Origin of the sequence: Candidatus Solincola tengchongensis, from assembly GCF_015711935.1 — a bacterium.
GTDB lineage: Bacteria > Actinomycetota > Geothermincolia > Geothermincolales > RBG-13-55-18 > Solincola_A > Solincola_A tengchongensis.
Genome location: NZ_JACVJJ010000101.1, coordinates 41,672 through 62,258, shown reverse-complemented (window position 1 = coordinate 62,258; position 20,587 = coordinate 41,672). Strand labels below are relative to the sequence as shown.

At 54.9% G+C, this 20,587-nt stretch carries 20 protein-coding genes; 8 read left to right on the top strand and 12 right to left on the bottom strand.

The features are described from left to right. Positions 1 to 107: 107 nt before the first annotated feature. From H7007_RS09725 to H7007_RS09680, 10 genes are all read right to left on the bottom strand, one after another. On the bottom strand, positions 108 to 1,553 hold the full coding sequence (locus H7007_RS09725) for an RtcB family protein (protein WP_287155043.1): 1,446 nt from the start codon (positions 1,551 to 1,553) through the stop codon (positions 108 to 110). 217 nt (positions 1,554 to 1,770) lie between these two features. Beyond that, a complete protein-coding gene (locus H7007_RS09720; protein ID WP_287155067.1) occupies positions 1,771 to 2,187 on the bottom strand; it encodes an archease in 417 nt (138 codons plus the stop codon). Beyond that, positions 2,184 to 4,658 (bottom strand): DNA gyrase subunit A, encoded by a 2,475-nt coding sequence (gene gyrA, locus H7007_RS09715; RefSeq protein ID WP_287155042.1) that lies wholly within the window; start codon positions 4,656 to 4,658, stop codon positions 2,184 to 2,186. Before gyrA ends, H7007_RS09720 begins: the two co-directional genes overlap by 4 nt. Before the next feature lie 42 nt (positions 4,659 to 4,700). Then, entirely contained in the window at positions 4,701 to 6,620 is a 1,920-nt protein-coding gene (gene gyrB / locus H7007_RS09710) for a DNA topoisomerase (ATP-hydrolyzing) subunit B (protein WP_287155041.1), read from the bottom strand. Positions 6,621 to 6,730: 110 nt separating this feature from the next. Then, positions 6,731 to 7,009 carry a DciA family protein gene (locus H7007_RS09705; protein WP_287155040.1) on the bottom strand — a complete coding sequence of 93 codons (279 nt, stop codon included), beginning with the start codon at positions 7,007 to 7,009 and terminating at the stop codon, positions 6,731 to 6,733. A 153-nt stretch (positions 7,010 to 7,162) separates the two neighbouring features. Continuing rightward, the gene (recF, locus tag H7007_RS09700; RefSeq protein WP_287155039.1) at positions 7,163 to 8,200 is read right to left on the bottom strand and encodes a DNA replication/repair protein RecF; all 1,038 of its coding nucleotides are present in this window, start codon (positions 8,198 to 8,200) and stop codon (positions 7,163 to 7,165) included. Positions 8,201 to 8,203: 3 nt separating this feature from the next. After that, positions 8,204 to 9,295, bottom strand: a complete 1,092-nt coding sequence (gene dnaN / locus H7007_RS09695; RefSeq protein WP_287155037.1) for a DNA polymerase III subunit beta — start codon at positions 9,293 to 9,295, stop codon at positions 8,204 to 8,206. Positions 9,296 to 9,522: 227 nt separating this feature from the next. After that, on the bottom strand, positions 9,523 to 10,857 hold the full coding sequence (dnaA, locus tag H7007_RS09690; RefSeq protein ID WP_287155036.1) for a chromosomal replication initiator protein DnaA: 1,335 nt from the start codon (positions 10,855 to 10,857) through the stop codon (positions 9,523 to 9,525). A 49-nt stretch (positions 10,858 to 10,906) separates the two neighbouring features. Further along, positions 10,907 to 11,641, bottom strand: coding sequence for an ATP-binding protein (locus H7007_RS09685; RefSeq protein ID WP_287155035.1), 735 nt, complete (start codon positions 11,639 to 11,641; stop codon positions 10,907 to 10,909). Positions 11,642 to 12,062: 421 nt separating this feature from the next. Next, complete coding sequence (locus tag H7007_RS09680; RefSeq protein WP_287155034.1) at positions 12,063 to 12,206, bottom strand: hypothetical protein; 144 nt, start codon at positions 12,204 to 12,206, stop codon at positions 12,063 to 12,065. A gap of 616 nt (positions 12,207 to 12,822) precedes the next feature. Between H7007_RS09680 and rpmH the strand changes: the two genes are divergently transcribed. The 8 genes from rpmH (at position 12,823) to H7007_RS09640 (ending at position 18,122) form a co-directional block, all read left to right on the top strand. Beyond that, positions 12,823 to 12,957 carry a 50S ribosomal protein L34 gene (rpmH, locus tag H7007_RS09675; protein ID WP_287155033.1) on the top strand — a complete coding sequence of 45 codons (135 nt, stop codon included), beginning with the start codon at positions 12,823 to 12,825 and terminating at the stop codon, positions 12,955 to 12,957. 4 nt (positions 12,958 to 12,961) lie between these two features. Further along, positions 12,962 to 13,330 (top strand): ribonuclease P protein component, encoded by a 369-nt coding sequence (gene rnpA, locus H7007_RS09670; protein ID WP_287155032.1) that lies wholly within the window; start codon positions 12,962 to 12,964, stop codon positions 13,328 to 13,330. Then, entirely contained in the window at positions 13,270 to 13,530 is a 261-nt protein-coding gene (gene yidD / locus H7007_RS09665; protein WP_287155031.1) for a membrane protein insertion efficiency factor YidD, read from the top strand. Before rnpA ends, yidD begins: the two co-directional genes overlap by 61 nt. A gap of 3 nt (positions 13,531 to 13,533) precedes the next feature. Beyond that, positions 13,534 to 14,595 (top strand): membrane protein insertase YidC, encoded by a 1,062-nt coding sequence (locus H7007_RS09660; protein ID WP_287155030.1) that lies wholly within the window; start codon positions 13,534 to 13,536, stop codon positions 14,593 to 14,595. A gap of 38 nt (positions 14,596 to 14,633) precedes the next feature. Continuing rightward, a complete protein-coding gene (gene jag / locus H7007_RS09655) occupies positions 14,634 to 15,098 on the top strand; it encodes an RNA-binding cell elongation regulator Jag/EloR (RefSeq protein WP_287155029.1) in 465 nt (154 codons plus the stop codon). A 345-nt stretch (positions 15,099 to 15,443) separates the two neighbouring features. Continuing rightward, a complete protein-coding gene (gene rsmG, locus H7007_RS09650) occupies positions 15,444 to 16,268 on the top strand; it encodes a 16S rRNA (guanine(527)-N(7))-methyltransferase RsmG (protein ID WP_287155027.1) in 825 nt (274 codons plus the stop codon). A gap of 194 nt (positions 16,269 to 16,462) precedes the next feature. Next, positions 16,463 to 17,263 carry a ParA family protein gene (locus H7007_RS09645; RefSeq protein ID WP_287155026.1) on the top strand — a complete coding sequence of 267 codons (801 nt, stop codon included), beginning with the start codon at positions 16,463 to 16,465 and terminating at the stop codon, positions 17,261 to 17,263. Then, the gene (locus tag H7007_RS09640) at positions 17,256 to 18,122 is read left to right on the top strand and encodes a ParB/RepB/Spo0J family partition protein (RefSeq protein WP_287155025.1); all 867 of its coding nucleotides are present in this window, start codon (positions 17,256 to 17,258) and stop codon (positions 18,120 to 18,122) included. Before H7007_RS09645 ends, H7007_RS09640 begins: the two co-directional genes overlap by 8 nt. On the opposite strand, the gene H7007_RS09635 is transcribed toward H7007_RS09640, so the two are convergent. Continuing rightward, on the bottom strand, positions 18,119 to 19,057 hold the full coding sequence (locus H7007_RS09635) for a D-alanine--D-alanine ligase family protein (protein WP_287155024.1): 939 nt from the start codon (positions 19,055 to 19,057) through the stop codon (positions 18,119 to 18,121). The two genes, H7007_RS09640 and H7007_RS09635, sit on opposite strands and share 4 nt — an antisense overlap. Positions 19,058 to 19,070: 13 nt before the next feature. Next, on the bottom strand, positions 19,071 to 20,348 hold the full coding sequence (locus tag H7007_RS09630; protein ID WP_287155023.1) for an aminotransferase-like domain-containing protein: 1,278 nt from the start codon (positions 20,346 to 20,348) through the stop codon (positions 19,071 to 19,073). Between the last annotated feature and the right edge of the window lie 239 nt (positions 20,349 to 20,587).

Below are 20,587 nucleotides of genomic sequence, written 5' to 3'. Positions count from 1 at the left end.
GCAAATCGCTGCGGTGAACACCACGGACGCCACTATCGCAAAAGCCGCTCTTGGCCCGCGTCTTCTCAAGGCGCCCCGACCCCCTGTTCTTCCTGGGCTCTGCCCTTTTATCCCTTCATCACCGCCACTGGTCTCATGCGGGCCACACGACGGGAGATGCCCGCCCCTTCGCATATCTCCACCACAGCACGCACGTCCTTGTAGGCCTCCGGCGCCTCCTCCGCCAGCCCCGAAAGCTGGGCCGCTCGCACGAGGATGCCCATCCTCTCCAGCCTCCTCTTGAGCTCCTCGCCTCTCACCTGCTTCTTGGCCGCCTTCCTGCTCATGGTCCTCCCGGCGCCGTGGCAGGTTGAGCCGAAGCTCTTCTCCAGGGCTTCCTGGGTCCCCACCAGGACATAGGAATGGCTTCCCATATCCCCGGGGATGATCACCGGCTGGCCGGTGCCGGAGTACCTCTCCGGCACCTCCGGCCTCGTGCCCGGGAAGGCACGGGTGGCTCCTTTGCGGTGCACCATGAGGGTCAAGCGTTTGCCGTCCACCACATGCTCCTCGATCTTGGCCAGGTTGTGTGATATGTCGTAGAGGACGTGCATCCCAAGGTTCCGTGCCCCTGACCGGAAGGTCCTCTCGAAACATTCCCTTATCCAGTGGGTTATGGCCTCGCGGTTGCACATGGCGAAGTTGGCGGCACAGGCCATGGCCGCCAGGTAGTCGCGGCCCTCCCGGGACTCCACGGGGGCGCAGACCAGCTGGCGGTCGGGCAGCGAATACCCGTATTTCTTCAGGGACGCCCCCATTATCTCGATGTAATCCGTGCATATCTGATGGCCAAGCCCCCTGGATCCGGAATGCACCATGACCACCAATTGGCCCTCGGAGAGACCCAGTTCGTCAGCTGGAGGCCTGGTCTCCTCCACAACCTGAATTTCCAGGAAATGGTTCCCAGAACCCAGGGTCCCCACCTGGTCCTTTCCCCTGGCGAACGCCCGTTCGCTGACCTTGGACGGGTCGGCTCCCGGATAGCGCCCCAGTTCTTCCATGGCCTCGAGATCCTCTTCCCATCCTATGCCCCGAGCCACCAGCTCTGGGGCTCCCTTGGCCATGAGCCTCTCCATCTCGCTGCGTTCCAGGTGAAGCCTTCCCTTGGTGCCCAAACCCTTTGGTACGGAGGCGTTGAGCATGTCCAGAAGCTCGGGCAGTTTTTCTTTCGCCTCCTCCCAGGACAAGGAGGTGAGCACGAGCCTCACCCCACAGGAGATGTCGTAACCCACGCCGCCCGGTGATATAACGCCGTCTTCCGCCAGGGTGGCGGCAACGCCTCCGATAGGAAAGCCGTATCCCCAGTGGATATCGGGCATGGCCAGGGAGGCCTTGACGATGCCCGGCAGGCAGGCCACGTTGGCTACCTGTTGCAGGGCGTTGTCCCCGTCTGCTTTTTCCAATATTTCCCTATCGGCGAAGACGATGCCCGGGACCCTCATGCCTTCTTGGGCGTCGTCCGGTATCTCCCACATGTACTCGTCAATCTTCCTAACTTTGTCAAGAAAACCCATCTTTTTCACCCCCTTCGGGCGAATCTCTCCTTCATCAAGCCGGGCTCATGGTTCACCGCCGCCTCCGAGGCGCAGGCTCTCCTCGCTTGCTTCGAGACATAGCGCGAGGGGTTGGGGGTCGAAGCCCCGCCAAACGGAGACGCAACTCATGCCGTCCCTTCCGTCCACCTCCCTGCGACGGGGTGGCCTGCGGCGCGAGCGGAAAACCCCCCTCAATTCAGACGTCGAATATGACCTGGGCGATCCAGATGCCGTTATCTTCGCCGAACGACAACATGTGATAAGTGGGGGCTTTTATCTCCCCGGAGACCTTGTGTTTCCCCGTATCAAGAGGCTCTCCCAGCCCCCATCCTTCGGCCTGTCTTTCGGTCACCTCGCGAACCTCGAAATCTCCGAAAGCCCATCCTTCCGCTTCGACCAAGAAAAGGATTTCCGATAGCCACCTCACCAGGAGCTCCTCCAGGCCCGAGGCCTCGGCGGCCACATGCCTTCTCTCCCTGGGCTCCACGCTCTCCACATCCAGGATGAGGGACATCATCCCCAGCGCGCAATTGGCGAAGGCCTCTTCCCTGGACCTCCCGTAGGCCCTTATACCTACGTCCGCGGTGTGGTCGAGGACCTCGAACCTCTTCAGCTCTCTCCCTCCTCCTCAGTTTCCTCCCTCTCGTCCGACCAACCCTCGCGGGAGGCAAGGTGGGCAATCGATGCCACCCTGTCGTCCTCCCGCAGGCTCATCACCCTCACCCCTTGAGTGGCGCGTCCCATTCGGGAGATATCCTCCACGGGGACCCTGATGACCACTCCCTCTACGGATATGGCCATCAGCTCCTGGTTCTCTCTGACCACCCTGGCATCCACTATCTTCCCTCTTGCCCCACCGGCGGCTATCGTGCGCACTCCCTTGCCTCCCCTGTGGCGCCTCGGATACTTGGAAATGGCCGTCCTCTTCCCGTAACCCTGTTCGGTGATCACAAAGAGGTCGGCGTCCTCGGCGACGATGCCCATAGCGATGACCTCGTCACCGGGCGACAGGTTTATCCCCCGTACTCCGCGCGTATCCCTTCCCATGGGGCGGCAATCCGTTTCCGGAAAACGAAGGGCTTGCCCCTCCCTGGTGACCAGTATCAACTCGCTCTGCCCATCGGTAAGACGGGTGTCGATGACCTCGTCCCCTTCCTGGAGGTCTATGGCTATCAGTCCGTCCCGGCGCGGAGAATCGTACTGCTTGAAGGGGGTCTTCTTGACCATGCCTTTTCTGGTGGCCATCACCAGATAGCTCTCCTCCGGATAATCACGGGTCGCAATCACCGAGCATATCTTCTCGCCGGGCCCGAGGGGAAGTAGGTTCACCAGGGCATGCCCTCTGGAGGTGCGGGAACCTTCCGGAAGCTCATAGACCTTCAGCCGGTACGACCTCCCGCGGTTGGAGAAGAAGTGTATGTAGTGATGGGTAGAGGCGATGAACAGGTGTTCCACGAAATCGCCTTCCTTGAGGTTCATGCCCGTAACCCCCTTGCCTCCCCTTCTCTGGGTTCGATAGGTGGCGATGGGCAGCCTCTTCACGTAGCCGGAATGGGTGATGGTGACCACCACCTCCTCTTCCGCTATCAGGTCCTCGATCTCCAGATCATCATAGTCGGGTACTATATCCGTACGGCGAGGGTCGGCGTATTTTCTCTTGATCTCCGTGAGCTCCTCCACGATCAGGGCGCGGACCTTCTTCTCGTCGGCCAGGATCTCCCTCAAACGGGCTATCTCCTTCAGGAGTTCCTTGTGCTCCTCCCGAACCTTCTCCCGCTCCATGCCGGTGAGCCTCTGGAGCCGCATGTCCAATATGGCCTGGGCCTGTTCTTCACTCAGCTTGAACCGTTTCATCAACCCTTCCCTGGCATCCTGAACGGTGCGCGATTTCTTTATCAGTTCGATGACCGCGTCCAGGTTGGCCAGGGCAATCAGAAGGCCCTCCAGGATGTGGGCCCTTTTTTCCGCCCTATCCAGCTCGAACCGCGTCCTCCGGGTGATGACCTCCACCTGATGGTTTATATAGGCCGCGAGCGCATCTTTAAGGGAGAGGATGCGGGGTACCCCATCCACGAGGGCCAGCATTATGATGCCAAAGGATTCCTGTAGTTGTGTATGTTTATAGAGCTGGTTGAGGACCACCTGGGGGGCGGCTTCCTTGCGCAGCTCGATCACCAGCCTCATCCCGGTGCGATCGCTCTCGTCCCTTAAGTCGGCTATTCCCGACAGTTTTTTGCTCCTCACCAGTTCGGCTATTCGCTCCGTGAGGCGCGCCTTGTTCACCTGGAAGGGGATCTCGGTCACGACGATGCGGCTTCTGCCCGACTTGGTCTGCTCGATGTGCGCCTTTCCCCGGACCCTTATGACGCCCCGCCCCGTCTCATAGGCTTCCCTGAGGCCCTCCAGGCCCATGACCACGCCGCCGGTGGGGAAGTCGGGCCCATGGATATAACGCATAAGGTCACGCGATTCGAGATCTGGGTTCTCTATCAGGGCAATGGTGGCCTCGATGACCTCCCCCAGGTTGTGTGGGGGTATGTTGGTGGACATACCCACGGCAATGCCCGATGACCCGTTGGCCAGCAGATTCGGAAACCTCGAGGGAAGGACGGTGGGTTCCTGGAGTGACCCGTCGTAATTGGGAATGAAGTCCACGGTATCCTTGTCGATGTCCCTCAACAACTCCATGCTGATGGGTGAAAGGCGGGCCTCCGTGTAGCGCATTGCCGCCGGGCTGTCCCCGTCGACGGAGCCGAAGTTCCCGTGACCGTCCACCAGCTCGTACCGGCTGGAGAAGTCCTGGGCCATGCGCACCAGTGTGTCGTAAATGGCCGCGTCGCCGTGGGGGTGGTATTTCCCCATGACATCTCCCACCACCCTCGCGGATTTCCGGTAGGGCCGGTTGGGGGTCAAGTTCTGCTCATACATCCCGTAGAGGATGCGACGGTGCACGGGCTTCAACCCGTCCCGCACGTCGGGGAGCGCCCTACCCACGATCACGCTCATGGCGTAATCGATGTAGGAACGGCGCATTTCCTCCTCTATTTCCACGGTCTTGATTTTTCCGGACAATGCCTGTACCATCCTCCATCCTCCCCTCGGCGAGGTTCTCGCGGGCTATCGATTTCAGATGTCCAGGAAGCGCACGTTCTTGGCGTGCCTCTGGATGAACTGTCGCCGGGCTTCCACATCATCGCCCATGAGGGTGTTGAATATCTCGTCGGCTATTATGGCATCCTCCAGGGTGACCTGTATGAGGACCCTCTTCTCCGGGTTCATGGTGGTCTCCCACAGCTGCTCGGCGTTCATCTCGCCCAAGCCCTTGTATCTCTGGATCTCGTACTTCCGCCCGTCGAATCGCTTCAACAGCTCCTCCAGTTCGGTATCGTTATAGGCATAGTAATCCGTCTTGTCGCAGTGGACGCGGTAAAGAGGGGGCTGGGCGATGTATACGTAACCGGATTCGATCATCTCCTGCATGTAACGGAAGAAGAAGGTCAGTATGAGAGTCCTTATGTGGGCCCCATCAACGTCCGCGTCGGTCATGATGATGGCTTTATGGTACCTGGCCTTGGATATGTCGAACTCCTCGCCTATGCCGGTCCCCGCGGCGGAGATGATGGCCTGTATCTCGCTGTTGTTGAGTATCTTATGCAGCCTCGCCTTCTCCACGTTGAGGATCTTGCCCTTTAGAGGCAGTATGGCCTGGAACCGCCTATCCCTCGCCTGCTTGGCCGATCCACCCGCGGAGTCACCCTCCACCAGGTATATCTCGCACATGGAGGGGTCTCTCATCGTGCAGTCCGCCAGCTTACCCGGAAGCGACGTGCTCTCGAGAAGGCTTTTCCGACGGGTCAGCTCTCGCGCGTGCCTGGCCGCCATCCTCGCCTTGGATGCACCTATCACCTTGTTCACTATGGCCCGTGCCTCCGCCGGGTTTTCCTCCAGCCACTCCGAGAGCTTGGTGTTCACCGTGGACTCCACGAAGCCCTTTATATCTGTGTTTCCCAGCTTCGTCTTGGTCTGGCCTTCGAACTGAGGCTCCTTGAGCTTCACGCTGATTATGGCCGCCAGCCCCTCCCTCACGTCCTCCCCTATCAGGTTGGGGTCCTTCTCCTTGAGAAAGCCCTTCTTGCGGGCGTAATCGTTGATCACCCTGGTGAGGGCGGATTTGAATCCGGCCAGGTGGGTCCCTCCCTCGTGAGTGTTTATGTTGTTGGCGAAGGTATATATGTTCTCCACATAGCCCTTGTTAAACTGCATGGCTATCTCAACCTGAGCCTCCTCCTGCTCGGAGCTCATGTAGATTATCTTGTTGTGGAGGGGTTCTTTGCTGGAATTCACGTGCTTTATGAAGTCGATTATTCCGCCCTCGTACTTGTATACCACCTCTTCCGGGGGTTCCTTCCTCTCGTCCCTTATCTCGATGCGCAGGCCCCGGTTGAGAAAGGCCATCTCCCGCATGCGCTGGGCGATGGTCTCGAAGTCGAATTCCACGGTCTCGAATATCTCCGGGTCGGGGGAAAACCTTATAATGGTGCCCGTTCTTCTCGTCTCACCCACCACCTGCAGTTCGGTGGTCGGAACCCCCTTCTCGTATCTTTGTTGATATACCTTCCCGTCCCTTCCCACCTCGAGAATGAGCCACTTGGACAGCGCATTGACAACGGACACGCCTACCCCATGGAGCCCGCCCGATACCTTGTACACTTTCCCGCCGAACTTGCCCCCGGCGTGAAGAGTGGTGAGAACGACCTCCGCGGCCGGCCTCTGTTGCTTCTCCATGATCCCAACGGGTATGCCGCGTCCGTCGTCTATCACGGTAATGCTGTTGTCCCTGTGGATAGTGATCCATATGTTGTTGCAATAACCAGCCAGGCATTCATCGATGCTGTTGTCCACCACCTCATAGACGAGGTGGTGTAGTCCTCTCGGCCCCGTTGAGCCTATGTACATGCTCGGCCTTTTACGAACGGCCTCCAGGCCCTCGAGCACCGAGATGGACCTCTCGTCGTAGACCTCAGCGGCGTCCTTCGCTCCGGTCATCTTTCCTCCAAGATCGAGGCTCTCGCACGGAATTTTGCTTTTTTACAAGTTAAATTATAGCATTCTGGGCGGTTTCACGTGAAAACGGGATATTCACCATGACTCTAGAGTTAAACTTGAGGTATATATTTTATGATGATGTCCTCTATTTTTAGCCCCGTCTCATCCCTTACCCTTTCTATTACCTCCTTCCTGCGCACGCTGAGCTCCTGCGCCCAGGCATGGGAGTCAACCCTTACGACAAGCTTCTCGCCTTTAAACCCGCATGGAGCCCCTTTCGGGAGGCCCCCCATCTTTTCCCACGCCTTCTTAACCTTCAGCAGGTCCTCCACCTTTTTCAGGCCCTCTTCGGCGAGCGTTTCTTTTATCAGGTCTTTTATCTCTCTCATCGCCGTTCCTTACCCTGTGGTTCCCGGTCAGATGATACCCGCCGCCGAGGACATACATCTTCGCCCTCATCGTGTCTTTTTGCTCTCTATTACGTTGTCCAAAAACCGCAGTTTCAATTTTCTTCACGGCGGTATGAGTGTATGGCTTCACCTTTATGAATCCCTGTCCCCTCGCCTCGTCAATTCAAGTATCCTGTCCGCCCCAAGCTCCTTTACCTCCTCCGTTGAAGTCACAAGTACCTGCCACCTTCGCTTAAGACTTTCGGCGAGTCTCATTCGGTTCCTGGAATCCAACTCGGAGAAGCAATCGTCTAGAAGAAGGACCACCTCTTTTCCCGTCAACTCTTCCATTATCCTGGTTTGTGCCAACTTGCACGCCAGGCAGAACATCTTCTGTTCCCCCTGTGATCCCTCCCTACGTATATTCCTTCCGTTCAGATAGAACAGGATCTCGTCCCTGTGAGGGCCGGAGAGGCTCACCCCCCGTCTTATCTCCGCCTCCCTTAACCTTCTTATCCTACGCAGGTTCTCCTCTTCACTTTCCGAGGAGAAGGACGAATAATATTTGATCTCCACCTCCCCCATCCCCCACTCCCTCAATACTTCCTCCAGTGAGTGGGACAATATACGGAGGGCTTCTCTCCTTTCCTTCACTATCTCCATACCCTGCCTCACCAGCAGGATATCCCAGCTCTCTACGTCGCTAACCCTCCAACTCTCCTTTTTTGCTATTTTCAAGGCATGGTTCCTCTGCCTCAACACCCTGCCGTAGTCCCTTAACAACTCTAAATATGCCGGTTTTATTCCTCTTATGACATCATCGATGAACCTCCTCCTCTGTTCCGGATTTCCTTTCACTAGAAAGACGTCATCAGGAACGAAGGCCACCGCTCTTATATTCTCAAATCTTTTCCTTCGCGTTTCTTCTCCTTTCCTTATGACTACCCTTCCTTCCCCCTCCACGTTTCCGGATACCCTTCCCTCGACCAACCCTTCGTCAGAACCGTTTCTTATCATCTCCTGTACATCCGCACCTTTCAGCGACCTCCCCTCTAATAAGAAAAAAATGGCCTCGAGAAGATTGGTCTTCCCGACGCCGTTTTCACCCAAGACGAGGTTCAAGCCTGGTCCGAGGTTTATCGTATATTCATCGTAATTCCTGAAGTTGTTCAGCCTTACTGTGACCAGCAATTCCTAGATCCTTATCGGCATTATTATATATATAAAATCCTCCTTGTCCTTTTCTTTTATAACCCCGGGTTTCAGAGACTCGTTTATCCCAATGACCACCACCTCCCCTTCTACCGAGTTAACTCCGTCCTCAAGAAACTTCCCGTTAAAGGCTATAGTCACGGCCTCCCCCTCGTAATCGATGGGGATTATCTCTCTTCCTTCACCAACGTCCTTTGACTCGCTGTTCAAAACCAGCTTTCCCGGCTCAACGTTTAATCTTATCGTGCTGTTGACAAGGGATGCTCTCTTCAGAGCGCTCAATAACTCGTCCTTGCGTACTTCCAGCGTCTTCTCCGTGTTCTCCGGTATAAACTGCTCATAACGAGGAAACTTACCGTCAATTAGTCTAATAGTGAAGGAGACATCCCCACTCTCAAACTTCAGTTGCCCTGCGCTCTCGTCCCTGTATATCTTAACCGCATCCTCCCCTCCCAATAGGCGGGTAAAATTCTGCATAGGGGTTGCAGGAACTATATAACTCCCTTTTTCCGCCAACTCAAAACCCTCTCTTATCTTCTTTACCGCAAGCCTGTAGCTGTCCGTACTCACCAGACTCACTTCGCTCTCCTTAAAGTCCATAAATATTCCGGTGAGCGTTGGCCTCTTTTCATCTCTGGAAGCCGCCTTTGATACCGCTTGCACGGAGCGGGCAAGAAGTAGGTTATCCATCCTCTCGACTACCGGTTTATTCACCTCCGGTGGGCTTGGAAAATCATCTATGGGCATTGTGAATATTTTAAAGACGTTGTTCTCACCGCTCACCTGCAACTCGTTTCCCGACATCTCCAATGCGAGTTTGTCTTCTCTTAGGTCTCGAAAGAGCTCGAAGAGTATCTTGTGATTTACCACGCAACTTCCTTCTTCCTCAACGTTTGCTCCGCAGAAGGTAATAGTCGACGATTCCAGATCCGTGGAGTAAAACCTCACCCTCTCTCCTTCGGCTCTTAACATAACACCCGAAAGAATAGGCATCACGCTTCTCGAACTCACGGAATGCTGCACATACTGCAGGCATTTAAGGAAATCGTCCCTTAAGACTTTAATCTTCATCATCTACGCCTCCTTATGATTACAAATAAACAATATTCAAACACATATTAGTAGTATTAAGAGCTGTTAAAGAGGTGGAAAAAAGAACGACGCTATTTATAAGCTCGCTTTTTATAAGCTGAGCCTGTGAATAAAGGTGTGAATAAGAGGTGATAGTATGTGAGGAAAGTGTTCTATAAAATCTCTCATGAAAATATTTAGACAATCCCCTCATCTTTCTCCACCTATTTTCAACATCTTTTCAACCGGTTGGTTATTTTCTGGACCATGTTGTATATATCTCTTTTTTCCTTCATCAACTCCCGTATCTTTTCTACCGAGTGTATGGCGGTGGAATGATGTCTACCTCCGAGGGCGTTGCTGATTACCGGCAGGGAAGCGTCGGTGAGCTCACGGCACAGATACATGCAAATCTGACGAGCGGTGACAAGTTGCCTCGAACGGTTAGGACTCTTCAGCTGCTCCACGGAGATGTTAAAACACTCCGCAGTAACGTTGATAATTTGCTCCACTGTTATGGTTGGTGAGGGTTCCTCGGGAAGGATGTCACGTAGGACCTCGGTAGCCAGTTCGACACTGATGGGTTGTCTTATAAGGCTGGAGTAGGCGACGACTCGGATAAGGGCCCCCTCGAGCTCACGGATGTTGGACTCGAAGCGGGAGGCAATGTAATAGATGACATCGTCCGGGACTTCCTTCTTATCAAGATCGACCTTCTTCTTAAGGATGGCTATGCGTGTTTCGAGGTCCGGCGGCTGTATGTCGGTTATCAGTCCCCACTCAAATCTGGAGATCAACCTGTCCTCGAGGTTGGGAATATCCTTTGGGGGACGGTCACTACTGAGGACGATCTGTTTGTTGTTGTTATGCAGGTCATTGAAGGTGTGAAAGAACTCCTCCTGCATCCTTTCCTTGTTGGCGAGGAACTGTATATCGTCCACGAGGAGCATGTCGTTTGACCTGTACTTCTTCTGAAAACTTGGGACCCTCTTATCGCGTATTGCGTCGATGTAGTCGTTGACGAACTTCTCCGTTGATACATAGGTGATCTTAAAGTTGGGGTATAACTTCTTTGTGTAATGTCCTATGGCGTTCATGAGATGGGTCTTTCCGAGACCGACACCGCCATATATGTATAGAGGGTTGTAAGATGTGGGGTTCTCAGAAACGGAAAGGGCCGCAGCGTGCGCAAAACGATTGCTGGGACCTATAACGAAGGTCTCAAAGGTAAACCTTGGATTCAGGTCGGATGTAGTGGTCTCTTCCTCCAGAAGGTTGACATCAAGGAATACCGGCTTCCTCCCCCCCTTTTTTCTGCGATCCTTAAAGGTGAGCCTTACGTCACTCACTCCCTCAAAAGTCTCCCTGACTACCTCCCGTATAAGGTTAAGATATCTTTTATCAACCCATTCCTTGGTGAAGATGTTGTTGGTGTAGAGGACCAAAGTATTCCCTTCGACTCCCTCGAGATTGATGTTCTTGATCCATATGGATGAGGAGTCGGGAATGCGCTTCTGTATTTTTTCCACACATTTATCCCACAGTTGGCCAGTCTTAGAGGTCATCGGATCATCCCCCGAGGTGGGTCATCGGACGCATCACAGGCGTATTCTATTATAGCGAAAGAATGCTCTGCAAGTATGATTTTCCGATATCTGAAAGGAATCTTTTTCCATCCGTGGACCGGGTGATGAGGCCTAGCCTCTCGAGTTTTACGAGCTCGCGGTGTGCGGTGCTGAGGCTGATTCCAAGCTCGCTAGCGACCTGAGAGGGGCCGACGGAATCCTCCTCCGTGAGAAGGAAGAGGATATTGTTCTGGCGGTGAGAGAGTTTTTCCACCAGACCGTCCATCCCGGTTTCGACATCGCCGGTTAGGCTTACGGAGATGTACGTGCCGCCGCCGGGTTGGCTGAAGACCTGAAGGTTGCCGCCAAGATCGGCGATTTCCTTCTCGGCCAGGTAAAAACCCAGACCAACCCCACGGATAACGGAGCGTTGCGCCTCGGTTGCGGTAGAGTAACCGGGCTCGAGGGCGAGGTCGAGGCGGCTTATACCTGGCCCGGTGTCGGATACATAGAACCTGTTCAGGGAGGGATCGACCACCACCGAGGCGGCACACGGCACCGCATGCACAAGGTTATCGATGAGTTCGCGAACGGCTGTCTCCGGCGGTTGTGGGTGGGAGACCTCGAGTGCGGACACGACAACATCCACGACCTTGTCACTGAAGGAACGGAAGTCCGTCGAGGATATCTCGTGGATCTTGAAACCTTCTCCGTCGGGAATCGCCACCCTCGTATGGGGAGGGCTGATGACCGGGTTCCTTTCCCACAGCCCCGCTGTCTCCACCTCTTTTCACCCCCTTTTTTCATGAGAGAGAAAAACCCTTGAAGATAAGGAAAAATCGCATGAAGCCAGGGAGACGGTGCCACTGCTGTGCACAAACGGTGCTCGTTAAAAGTGCTGGAACAACATCCTCACCCTTTCCTGTTGGTTTGCCCCTCAAGACCATAAAAACACAATGTTTATGCGCCAAATCAAAGTTTTCCACAGCCTTTTCAACACCTGTTGATAACTGACCGGACCCCCCTCGTCCATTGGAGCAAGAGAAATTATAACAGGGCCGATATGGGCCATTAAGGGGCATTTTTGACAACAATAAAAGAAGGCGAACGACGCCTCTGATTTCCCCGTTGCGTCAATAAAAAACCCACTCGAAAGCTCATTCGACGACTCAAAACAAAGCCTACTCGAAATACTCTGCTTCTCGCTATGCTTCTTCGTTGTGGTCCACGGCACCGACGCTCACCGTCTTGAAGAGCTTGCTCTGGGCGGAGTTTATCTCCCGGGTGAACCGAGCCTGGTCGAGCTTTCTGTGCTGCCTCCTGAACCTGCGCTTGGTGACCTCGTCCACCTTATCTCCAGCTTGCGCCTCTTGGGGGCATGCAGCCGGCCGGCAGTTGCGGCGCTCGGCGAGAGCAACTTCTTTCTCGAATCGTCTTTAAGGCTGATCTCGCCGAACTTCTACAAGGCAGCCAGGGTCTCGGGCGGGGCCGTCAGCCTCTTGCCGTAGGGGCAGTCCAGGACGGACCATATCTCGACCGAGGCCCTCTTCACCTCGGAGGTGTAGGCGGGCTTCCGGCCCCGAGGACCGTGGCCTAAGGGCCTTGAGGGAGCTTTACTGCCCCTCCCCTTCTCCGGCGGTGCCCCTCGCAGGGCCGTAGCGCATAGGAGCGGTTGTAGCCCGTGAGAACGCAGAACTCGTCCAGCATGCGGCCTTTTTCCTTCTTCGTGGCCTTCAAACCTTCTGGCTGCCTCTTGAGTGGTTCTCTTTCTGGTCATCAGATCGAATCTCGATTTCCACACCCCTCGGCCTATTCGCGCCCCGGGGGTTTTACGTGCTTCGTTTCGAGCAGATTTAATTTTTAAGGCAACGAATGCGTTTGGAGTAGATTAATTATGAGTCAACGCGATTTCTTGACACTTGGATGGGTCGCCGATATAATCTTCCTGCTTTAGTGGAGGAAAAGATGAAAAGGACCTATCAGCCGAATACCAGAAAAAGGAAAAAGAATCACGGGTTCCGGAAGAGGATGAGCACCCGTGCCGGTCGAGCTATACTGAAGAGGAGGAGGCTGAAAGGCAGAAAAAGGCTAAGCGCCTGAACGGATGGAGAGCCTGAAGAAAAGCCGCGACTTTAGAAGGGTGCTCGAGAACGGACGTCGTGAAAAACTGGAAAATATTGTCATTTTTGCGCTCCCCAACCAAGAGGGGCCGACGAGGGTGGGGATATCCGTGGCCAGAGGGATTAAGGGGAGCGTGAGAAGGAACAGGATAAAGAGGAGGATAAGGGAGGCGATCAGGAAGAACGCCTCCCTTTTACCACGGGGACTGGACATGGTCGTTCTAGCCAGCGAAAGATGTTACGACACGGAGTTCTCGGGAATCGAAAGAGATATAAGGGTATTCACTGAGAGATGGAAAAAAGGAATAGAAAAGGAAGATCAACGAAGATCGGGCTCCCGGCCAAAACTGTGATCTGGCTCATACAAGCCTACAGGCTTCTTATATCGAGCTGGACCCCTCCAAGGTGCAGATTTTATCCAACGTGTTCACAATATACTATGCAAGCGGTAAAGACCTACGGACCTGCGAAGGGCCTTATGATGGGAGTGCGACGAATCCTGCGCTGCCATCCTTTTAATCAAGGCGGATATGACCCCGTACCGGAGAGATAAACCATGATGAGTGCATTGTCCGAAATCTGGAACGGCATTGTATCCTTTTTTAATCTATTACTCCAGGCATTTTATAAGTTCAGCGGAAACTACGGCCTGGCCATCATCATCCTCACCGTCTTGGTCAAGCTGGTGTTGCTCCCGCTCACCATTAAACAGACAAGGTCCATGCTGGCTCTTCAAAAAATACAACCGGAGATAAAGAAGATCCAAGAGAAATACAAGGACGACAAGGAGCGCCTCTCCCAAGAGATGATGAAGTTCTATAGGGAGAACAAGATAAACCCGATGGGTGGGTGTCTTCCGCTGCTCCTCCAGTTACCCGTCTTTTTTGCGCTTTTCACGGTGCTGAGAAAGTACCTGCTGACACCGCCGTCAATTCTCATTGGGAACACATATTCGGTCTTCAAGGGGATGGACCTCTTGGGGGGAGCGGTGTATTCGGCACTTCCCGTGGTCAAGAAAGCCGGTTTCCTGTGGATGGGGAACCTCGCCGACACCACACGCATAGCGGACCCTTATTTTATACTCATCATCTTGCTTGCCGCATCCACTTGGTATTCACAAAAACAGGTAGTGACCGACCCGCGGCAAAAGAACATGATGATCATAATGCCTGTCTTCATTGCTTTTATCGGCTTTAGCCTTCCGGCTGGCGTGGCCCTTTACTGGGTTACCACCAACGTACTCCAGATATTGCAGCAATGGGGGATGGAGCTGTACGACAGGAAGTTCAAGAAAGAAGAGGAAGGGGCGCGTTTGCCCAAGAGACCCGAAGAAGCCAGAAGAGCGGAGGCCGCGAAAAAAAAGACGACCCAAAAAACAGCGGCCGTAAAGCCCGCAGGTCAAAAAGGAAAAGGAAAAACCCAGACGACGAACGTTGTAAAGGCAGCAGGAGGAGGAAAAAAGACGAAAACGGGAGAGGGAAAGGCAACTACGCGAGGCGCATCAGCCGGCTCCAAGCCTGGCACCAAGAAGACTTCTACGGGTAAGGCAGGGGGCTCGGGGGGGACACGAAAACGACGCCCAAAAACGCCACCCCCGGGTTCGAAAGGGAAGAGATGAGTGCGGAGTGAAGTCGGGAGAATGAAGGAGCTTTGGCCATGGAGTTTATGGAAAAAAGAAATCTTCCGAAGAGCATCGTGGTAGATATCGTGAATCTCATGAATCTGAGAACCAGAGTAACCTCGTGGGAGGACGATGAAGAGGTACACATCGACATTTGGGGGGAAGACCTCGGAATACTGATCGGCAAGGGAGGGACCACACTGCAAGCCCTTCAGGACCTGGTAACGGTCATAGCGCGGAAGAAAGGGCATGTCGATAGAAGGATAACCATTGATGTTGAGCGGTATAAAGAAAGAAAGCGGCAGAGGTTGAGAGAGTATGCTGAGAGGATGGCTGAAAAAGCGGCCAGCACGGGACGGCCGGTGAAGCTGGAGCCCATGAGCGCAAGGGAGAGAAAGATCGTGCACGATGCCCTGAAAGAGATTTCAGGCGTGGAAAGCTTTAGCGAGGGCGAGGAACCCCACAGAAGGGTGATAATAAGGCCGGCAAACACCGAATAGGGCATGATTAAGAAGGCGATATCATATAAGCCCCAATAGCACTGTTTCACGTGAAACAAAAACCAGGAAGCTTAGGCTGGGGAATCGAAACATCGAATAAATCCCACCGGTGATTTAAAAACCATAACATCATACCTGAATGGGGGCATGGAAAGACTTAGGCCTAACGTTCCATTGCCGGGCCCCCAGAGGCCTGAGTCGAAAGCTAAACCGGAACTTTATATTAATTTGCCAAAAGGGCTTGTCGTGGGGAATCAGGCAATGTACAACATGATTTGTTTCACGTGAAACTTGTGCAAGGACAAATAGGGAAGCAAATAGAAAAAGAGAAAAAAGAAAAAGATCGTGAAATTACCGAATGATGTTCTTGTCAAGGGATTTGGTCATGGGGCGAGGAGGAGGGCAAGGCCTTGTTGTTGCCTCGGTACTGATATGGGAACTGATTTCAAAGAGATCATTATGGAAGAGATCGAAGGAAACGAGAAAAAAGCCGTCGTGGATAAGGCGGATATGGTGTTCCAGTCCTTGAGGAAGGCCGCCGGAAGATTAAACATAGATATATCGCAAGAAAAATTGGATATGGCCTTAGCCTATCTTGAGGAGTTGATGCGTTGGAACAGGGCCTTCAATCTCGTTGGGAGGCGGCTCGATCTGGAGGGCATATTGACCTTGTTCATCGATTCTCTTACCCCACTTGCAGTGAGGGGTATTTCTTGGGAAGACGCTGAGGTGCTGGACATAGGAAGCGGCGCAGGGATGCCAGGCATACCTTTATACATATTCGGAGGACCATTCTCATTGACCATGCTCGAATCGCAAAGGAAGAAAATCACTTTTATAAGGCATATTTGTCAAAGGCTTGGGCTTGCCGGGGCCGGCGTGTACCCCGGCAGGCTGGAGGAAATGCGCAGAGAAGAGGATTTTATAAGCGGGTTTGATATCGGTCTGGCGAGGGCGGTAATGAATCCCGAGAAACTCGTAAGAATGGCCTCTCCGCTGGTAAGCGAGGGTGGAAAGCTGATATTGTTCCTTGGAAAGGGAGACGCGGAGACCCTCAGGCGCAACTCTCTCGATTGGGAGAGAAGGGGTTGGAAGCTCGAGGGCATAAAGTCTACGCGGCGTTTCGTGGGCAGGGAGAATTATCTTGCCATCCTACGCAAGGCCTCATGAAGAGGATGAGGGCGGAGAGAGGCGGTATGATGTTCAAGAAGGCGGCGGATAATATGTGTTAGCCCTGACGGGCTTTTATACGACAGATGTTCTATCGCGTGGCGAGAATTGTTTGGGGCAACGAGGGGCGGAGAGAAAGGAGGGCGCATAAGATTCGCTGGGCCTGGTAAGGAAGCGTGCAAGGGGTGAGGGCCATGCAAGAGGAGGAAATGACCTCGCAGGACGTTAGTAGGTCGGCAAAGGTGGTGGCCATTGCCAACCAGAAGGGAGGAGTGGGAAAAAGCACCACGGCCATCAATCTAGGGGCATATTTGGCGTTGGAGGGGAGGCGCGTACTTGTCGTCGACCTCGATCCTCAGAGCAATGCCACTAGCGGCCTTGGGGTTGGGCCGTGTCTGGACGGGCAACAAATATACGATGTGCTGGTGAACGAAGTGCCGCTGAGGGAAGTAATCGTCCCCACATCCACTCCAGGCTTAGACCTGGCACCATCATCGCTTCGCCTAGCGGGAGCGGAAGTCGAGCTCGTTTCGGTGCTCTCCAGGGAGAGCAGGCTGAAAAGGGGTATAGAGACAGTGAGGGGGGAATATGACATAATATTGATCGATTGCCCGCCATCCCTGGGGCTGCTCACGGTCAACGCTCTTGCGGCGGCCGATGAGGTTCTGATTCCCATACAATGTGAATATTATGCTCTCGAGGGCCTTGTGTTGTTGCTACGGACGATAGAGAAGATAAAAGTCTATCTTAATCCAGGACTCCGCATCGGCGGCATCCTCCTGACCATGCACGACCCGCGGACCAACATCTCCAAGCAAGTCATGGAGGAGGTGAGAAAACAGTATCCGAGGGAGACGTTTCGCACTGTGATTCCCAGGAATGTTCGCTTGAGCGAGGCGCCGAGTTACGGAAAACCCATCTCCGAGTACGATCCGACCTCCAAAGGAGCGCTGGCCTATCATGAGTTAGCGAAGGAAGTGATGTTGCATGGCTAAAAGAGGATTGGGGAAGGGGCTCGGGGCGTTGATATCTTCGAGTGCCGCGGGGGAACAACCGCGCTATGAGATGATACCGGTGGACAGCATCTCACCCAGCCCACTTCAGCCGAGGAAGAAGTTCAGGGAAGACAGCCTGGAAGAGCTAGCCGCGTCCCTGAAAGAGCATGGCGTTGTCCAGCCGGTGATCGTGAGACCCTCGGGAGCGGGGTATGAGCTTTTGGTCGGGGAAAGAAGATGGAGGGCCGCTCAGCTGGCGGGACTGCAGTCGATACCCGCGGTGATAAGGGAGGCCGAGCCATCGGAGTGCTTGCAGGTGGCGCTGGTAGAGAATCTACACCGCGATGATCTTAACGGCATAGAGGAAGCCACCGCTTACCGCCAGCTCATAGAGGAGTTCGGCATGACACAGGATGAGGTAGCGCAGAAAGTCGGCAAGTCTCGGTCAGCGGTGGCCAATGCGCTACGCTTACTTCAACTTCCAGTTGAGATTCAGGCTTCAGTGGTGGCCGAGGAAATCACAGCGGGCCATGCCCGCGCACTCCTGGCCCTGCAGGGCGACCCGTACCAGGGGGAACTTCTCAGGCGGATAATCGAGGAGGGCCTTTCCGTGCGCGAGACGGAGGAGTTGGTCCGGAGAAGGTTGAGCGGTGCCGGAGCAGAAAAGGGAAGGAGCAGGGAAAAGCCGAAACAACTGCAGCATTATGCGGAGCTGATCTCCGCCAGCCTCCAGGCCCGGGTAAAGGTGGTGCAAGGGAAGAGGAAGGGCAAGATCGTCATCGAGTTTAAAGGGGAAAAGGACCTGAAGAGGTTACTGAGAGAGATCGGCGTTCAGGTCGAGGAAACCCCCGCCGGTTAAGCGTATTTTTCCATCGCCAGCTCTACCAGGCGCTCCACCAGGCGGGTAAAGGATATGCCTGCCGCTTCCGCGGCCATTGGCAAGAGGCTTGACTCCGTCATCCCCGGGCTTATGTTCAATTCCAGGACCATGGGCACGCCCTCCTCGTCCACGATCATGTCCACCCTGGAGAGGTTCTGACATTCCAGGCAGCGGTGGGCCTTGAGGGCCACCTCTGTGGCCCTGCGAGCGGTTTCATCTGGGAGGCGTGCGGGGCAATAATAGTCGGTAGCCCCGAGGGTGTAACGGGATTCAAAATCGAAAAAGCCGCCGCGCGGGACTACCTCCACTATGGGCAGGACCTCAAGTTCGTCGTTGCCGAGGATGCTCACGGCGACTTCGGTGCCGGAGACGAATTTCTCCAGGAGGATCCGGTCGTCGTAATGGAGAGCCGAACGCACGGCCTCCGGCAGGTCCGCATCTTTTTCCACGACCCTTATCCCCAGCGCTGAGCCCTGGGCCACCGGTTTTACCACCAGGGGGTACCCTAATTTTTCTCCCGCCGTGGACAAGGCGGCCAGAGCGCCCATTTCCTCGAAGGTTGCCTCGCTGAGCACGAAGAAGGGCGGTGTGGGGATGCCATTTCGGATGAAGACCTCCTTGGAAAGGGCTTTGTTGAAACCCATGGCACTGGAAAAGACCCCCGGGCCCGTATATGGGATGCCCAGGATTTCCAGCAGTTCCTGCACCGTCCCGTCTTCGCCGAACTTTCCGTGGAGGGCGATGTACACGAGGTCCAGACGTGCTTTTTTCAGGTTGGGGACCAGGCTTTCGTCCATGTCGAAATCCACTACGTCATGCCCAAGTTCCTGGAGAGCCCGCGAAACCCTCCTCCCGGAGCGCAAGGAGATGTCCCGTTCCAGGGACCTTCCCCCCATGAGAACACCTATGCGCATCGTCCTTAACCCCCTATTCCTTCGTGCGGGATCTGCCGCTCGCTTTTCCCTCCATGCCGAGGGCTTTGGCCAGAGCGACCTCCCGCTTTACCACCTTTGACAGACGCTTGATGCCCTCCCAGACCATATCCGGTTCAGGGTAGCTGAAGTTAAGCCGCATGCTGTTCTCGCCCCCTTCATAGGGGAAAAAGCCTCTGCCGGGGACGTAAGCCACTTTGGCGTCGATGGCCGATGCCAGCATGTCGGAGGTCTTTATGAACTCCGGAAGGGTGACCCACAGGAAGAGGCCTCCCTGGGGTCTCGTCCAGGACGCGATTCCGGAGAGGAATTCCTCCATGGCCTCCAGCATGACATTCCTCCGCTCCCGGTAAATCTCCACCAGTTGCCTGACCTGACCCCTCCAGTCCTGGCTGGCGAAATAAAGGTGAGCGATCCGCTGGGTGAAGGACGAGGTGCATAGATCCGCCGACTGTTTTGCCAGGAGGAGTTTCTCCAGGACAGGATGAGGGGCGGCCACCCACCCTATACGCATGCCCGCGGAGAATATCTTGGAAAGGGTCCCCAAGTAAATCACCCGACTCTCATCCAGGCTGCGAAGAGTCGGGCAAGGCTCACCCTCGAAGCGAAGCAACCCGTAAGGATTGTCCTCCACCACAAGGCAATCGAAAGCCTCCGCCAGCTGCAGGAGGCCGTAACGCCTCTCGGTACTCATGGTGACACCTGCGGGGTTATGGAAGTTGGGCACGGTATAAATGAACTTTACCTTGCGGCCTTGCACGGAAAGACCCTCGAGGGTCTCCTTAAGGCGGTCGAGGAGTATCCCCTCCTCGTCGACAGGTATGGCGTGGATGCGAGGCTGATAGCTGAGGAAGCTGTTTAGCGCCCCTACATAGCTTGGGGCTTCGGTGACGATGTCGTCGCCGGGATTTATGAATATTTTGGAAATTATTTCCAAGCCTTGCTGAGCGCCGTTGGTGACGATGATGTCCTCAGGAAGGCAGGGGGTACCTTCCTCGCGCATGATTTCGACCAGGCTTCTCTTAAGGGGGGCGTATCCGTCCGTCGGTCCGTATTGTAAGGCCGCAGCGCAATCATCCCGCAGGATCTCCTCTACCAGACCCAGTATCATGTCGGGATTCATGGCCTGAGTGTAGGGTAGGCCTCCGGCGAGGGAGATGATATCCCGGCGGGCGGTGACGGCCAGGAGGTCGCGGATCTCGGAGGAGAGCATGCTGGAGGTGCGGTGAGCGTACTTGTCACCGAAAGGATCCAGCACGAACCTCTTCGACATGGCCGCATCACCCCTCGAACGCGGGCGGGCAACGCCGTATGTCCTGTAGTATACAGCACCTCCACCAGGGAGGCGGATATGATGAAAGGGGCTCCGGGAGAAAGGAAGCGGGGGCAGGCTCCCGACATGGCCGCATCACCCCTCGAACGCGGGCGGGCAACGCCGGCGGTTGGTGGCGGTCGATGTCCTGGCCGGAAAGACCGGGGCAGGTAGATAACGAGGGTATGGCGCCATGGAGG

What these genes read in the sequence shown, in the direction of transcription:
- rnpA (WP_287155032.1), top strand. Translation starts at nt 12,962, where the DNA reads ATGGAGAGCCTGAAGAAAAGCCGCGACTTTAGAAGGGTGCTCGAGAAC.
- H7007_RS09640 (WP_287155025.1), top strand. Translation starts at nt 17,256, where the DNA reads ATGGCTAAAAGAGGATTGGGGAAGGGGCTCGGGGCGTTGATATCTTCG.
- jag (WP_287155029.1), top strand. Translation starts at nt 14,634, where the DNA reads ATGGAGTTTATGGAAAAAAGAAATCTTCCGAAGAGCATCGTGGTAGAT.
- gyrB (WP_287155041.1), bottom strand. Translation starts at nt 6,620, where the DNA reads ATGACCGGAGCGAAGGACGCCGCTGAGGTCTACGACGAGAGGTCCATC.
- rpmH (WP_287155033.1), top strand. Translation starts at nt 12,823, where the DNA reads ATGAAAAGGACCTATCAGCCGAATACCAGAAAAAGGAAAAAGAATCAC.
- yidD (WP_287155031.1), top strand. Translation starts at nt 13,270, where the DNA reads ATGGAAAAAAGGAATAGAAAAGGAAGATCAACGAAGATCGGGCTCCCG.
- H7007_RS09660 (WP_287155030.1), top strand. Translation starts at nt 13,534, where the DNA reads ATGATGAGTGCATTGTCCGAAATCTGGAACGGCATTGTATCCTTTTTT.
- gyrA (WP_287155042.1), bottom strand. Translation starts at nt 4,658, where the DNA reads ATGGTACAGGCATTGTCCGGAAAAATCAAGACCGTGGAAATAGAGGAG.
- H7007_RS09635 (WP_287155024.1), bottom strand. Translation starts at nt 19,057, where the DNA reads ATGCGCATAGGTGTTCTCATGGGGGGAAGGTCCCTGGAACGGGACATC.
- H7007_RS09705 (WP_287155040.1), bottom strand. Translation starts at nt 7,009, where the DNA reads ATGAGAGAGATAAAAGACCTGATAAAAGAAACGCTCGCCGAAGAGGGC.
- H7007_RS09725 (WP_287155043.1), bottom strand. Translation starts at nt 1,553, where the DNA reads ATGGGTTTTCTTGACAAAGTTAGGAAGATTGACGAGTACATGTGGGAG.
- dnaA (WP_287155036.1), bottom strand. Translation starts at nt 10,857, where the DNA reads ATGACCTCTAAGACTGGCCAACTGTGGGATAAATGTGTGGAAAAAATA.
- dnaN (WP_287155037.1), bottom strand. Translation starts at nt 9,295, where the DNA reads ATGATGAAGATTAAAGTCTTAAGGGACGATTTCCTTAAATGCCTGCAG.
- H7007_RS09645 (WP_287155026.1), top strand. Translation starts at nt 16,463, where the DNA reads ATGCAAGAGGAGGAAATGACCTCGCAGGACGTTAGTAGGTCGGCAAAG.
- H7007_RS09630 (WP_287155023.1), bottom strand. Translation starts at nt 20,348, where the DNA reads ATGTCGAAGAGGTTCGTGCTGGATCCTTTCGGTGACAAGTACGCTCAC.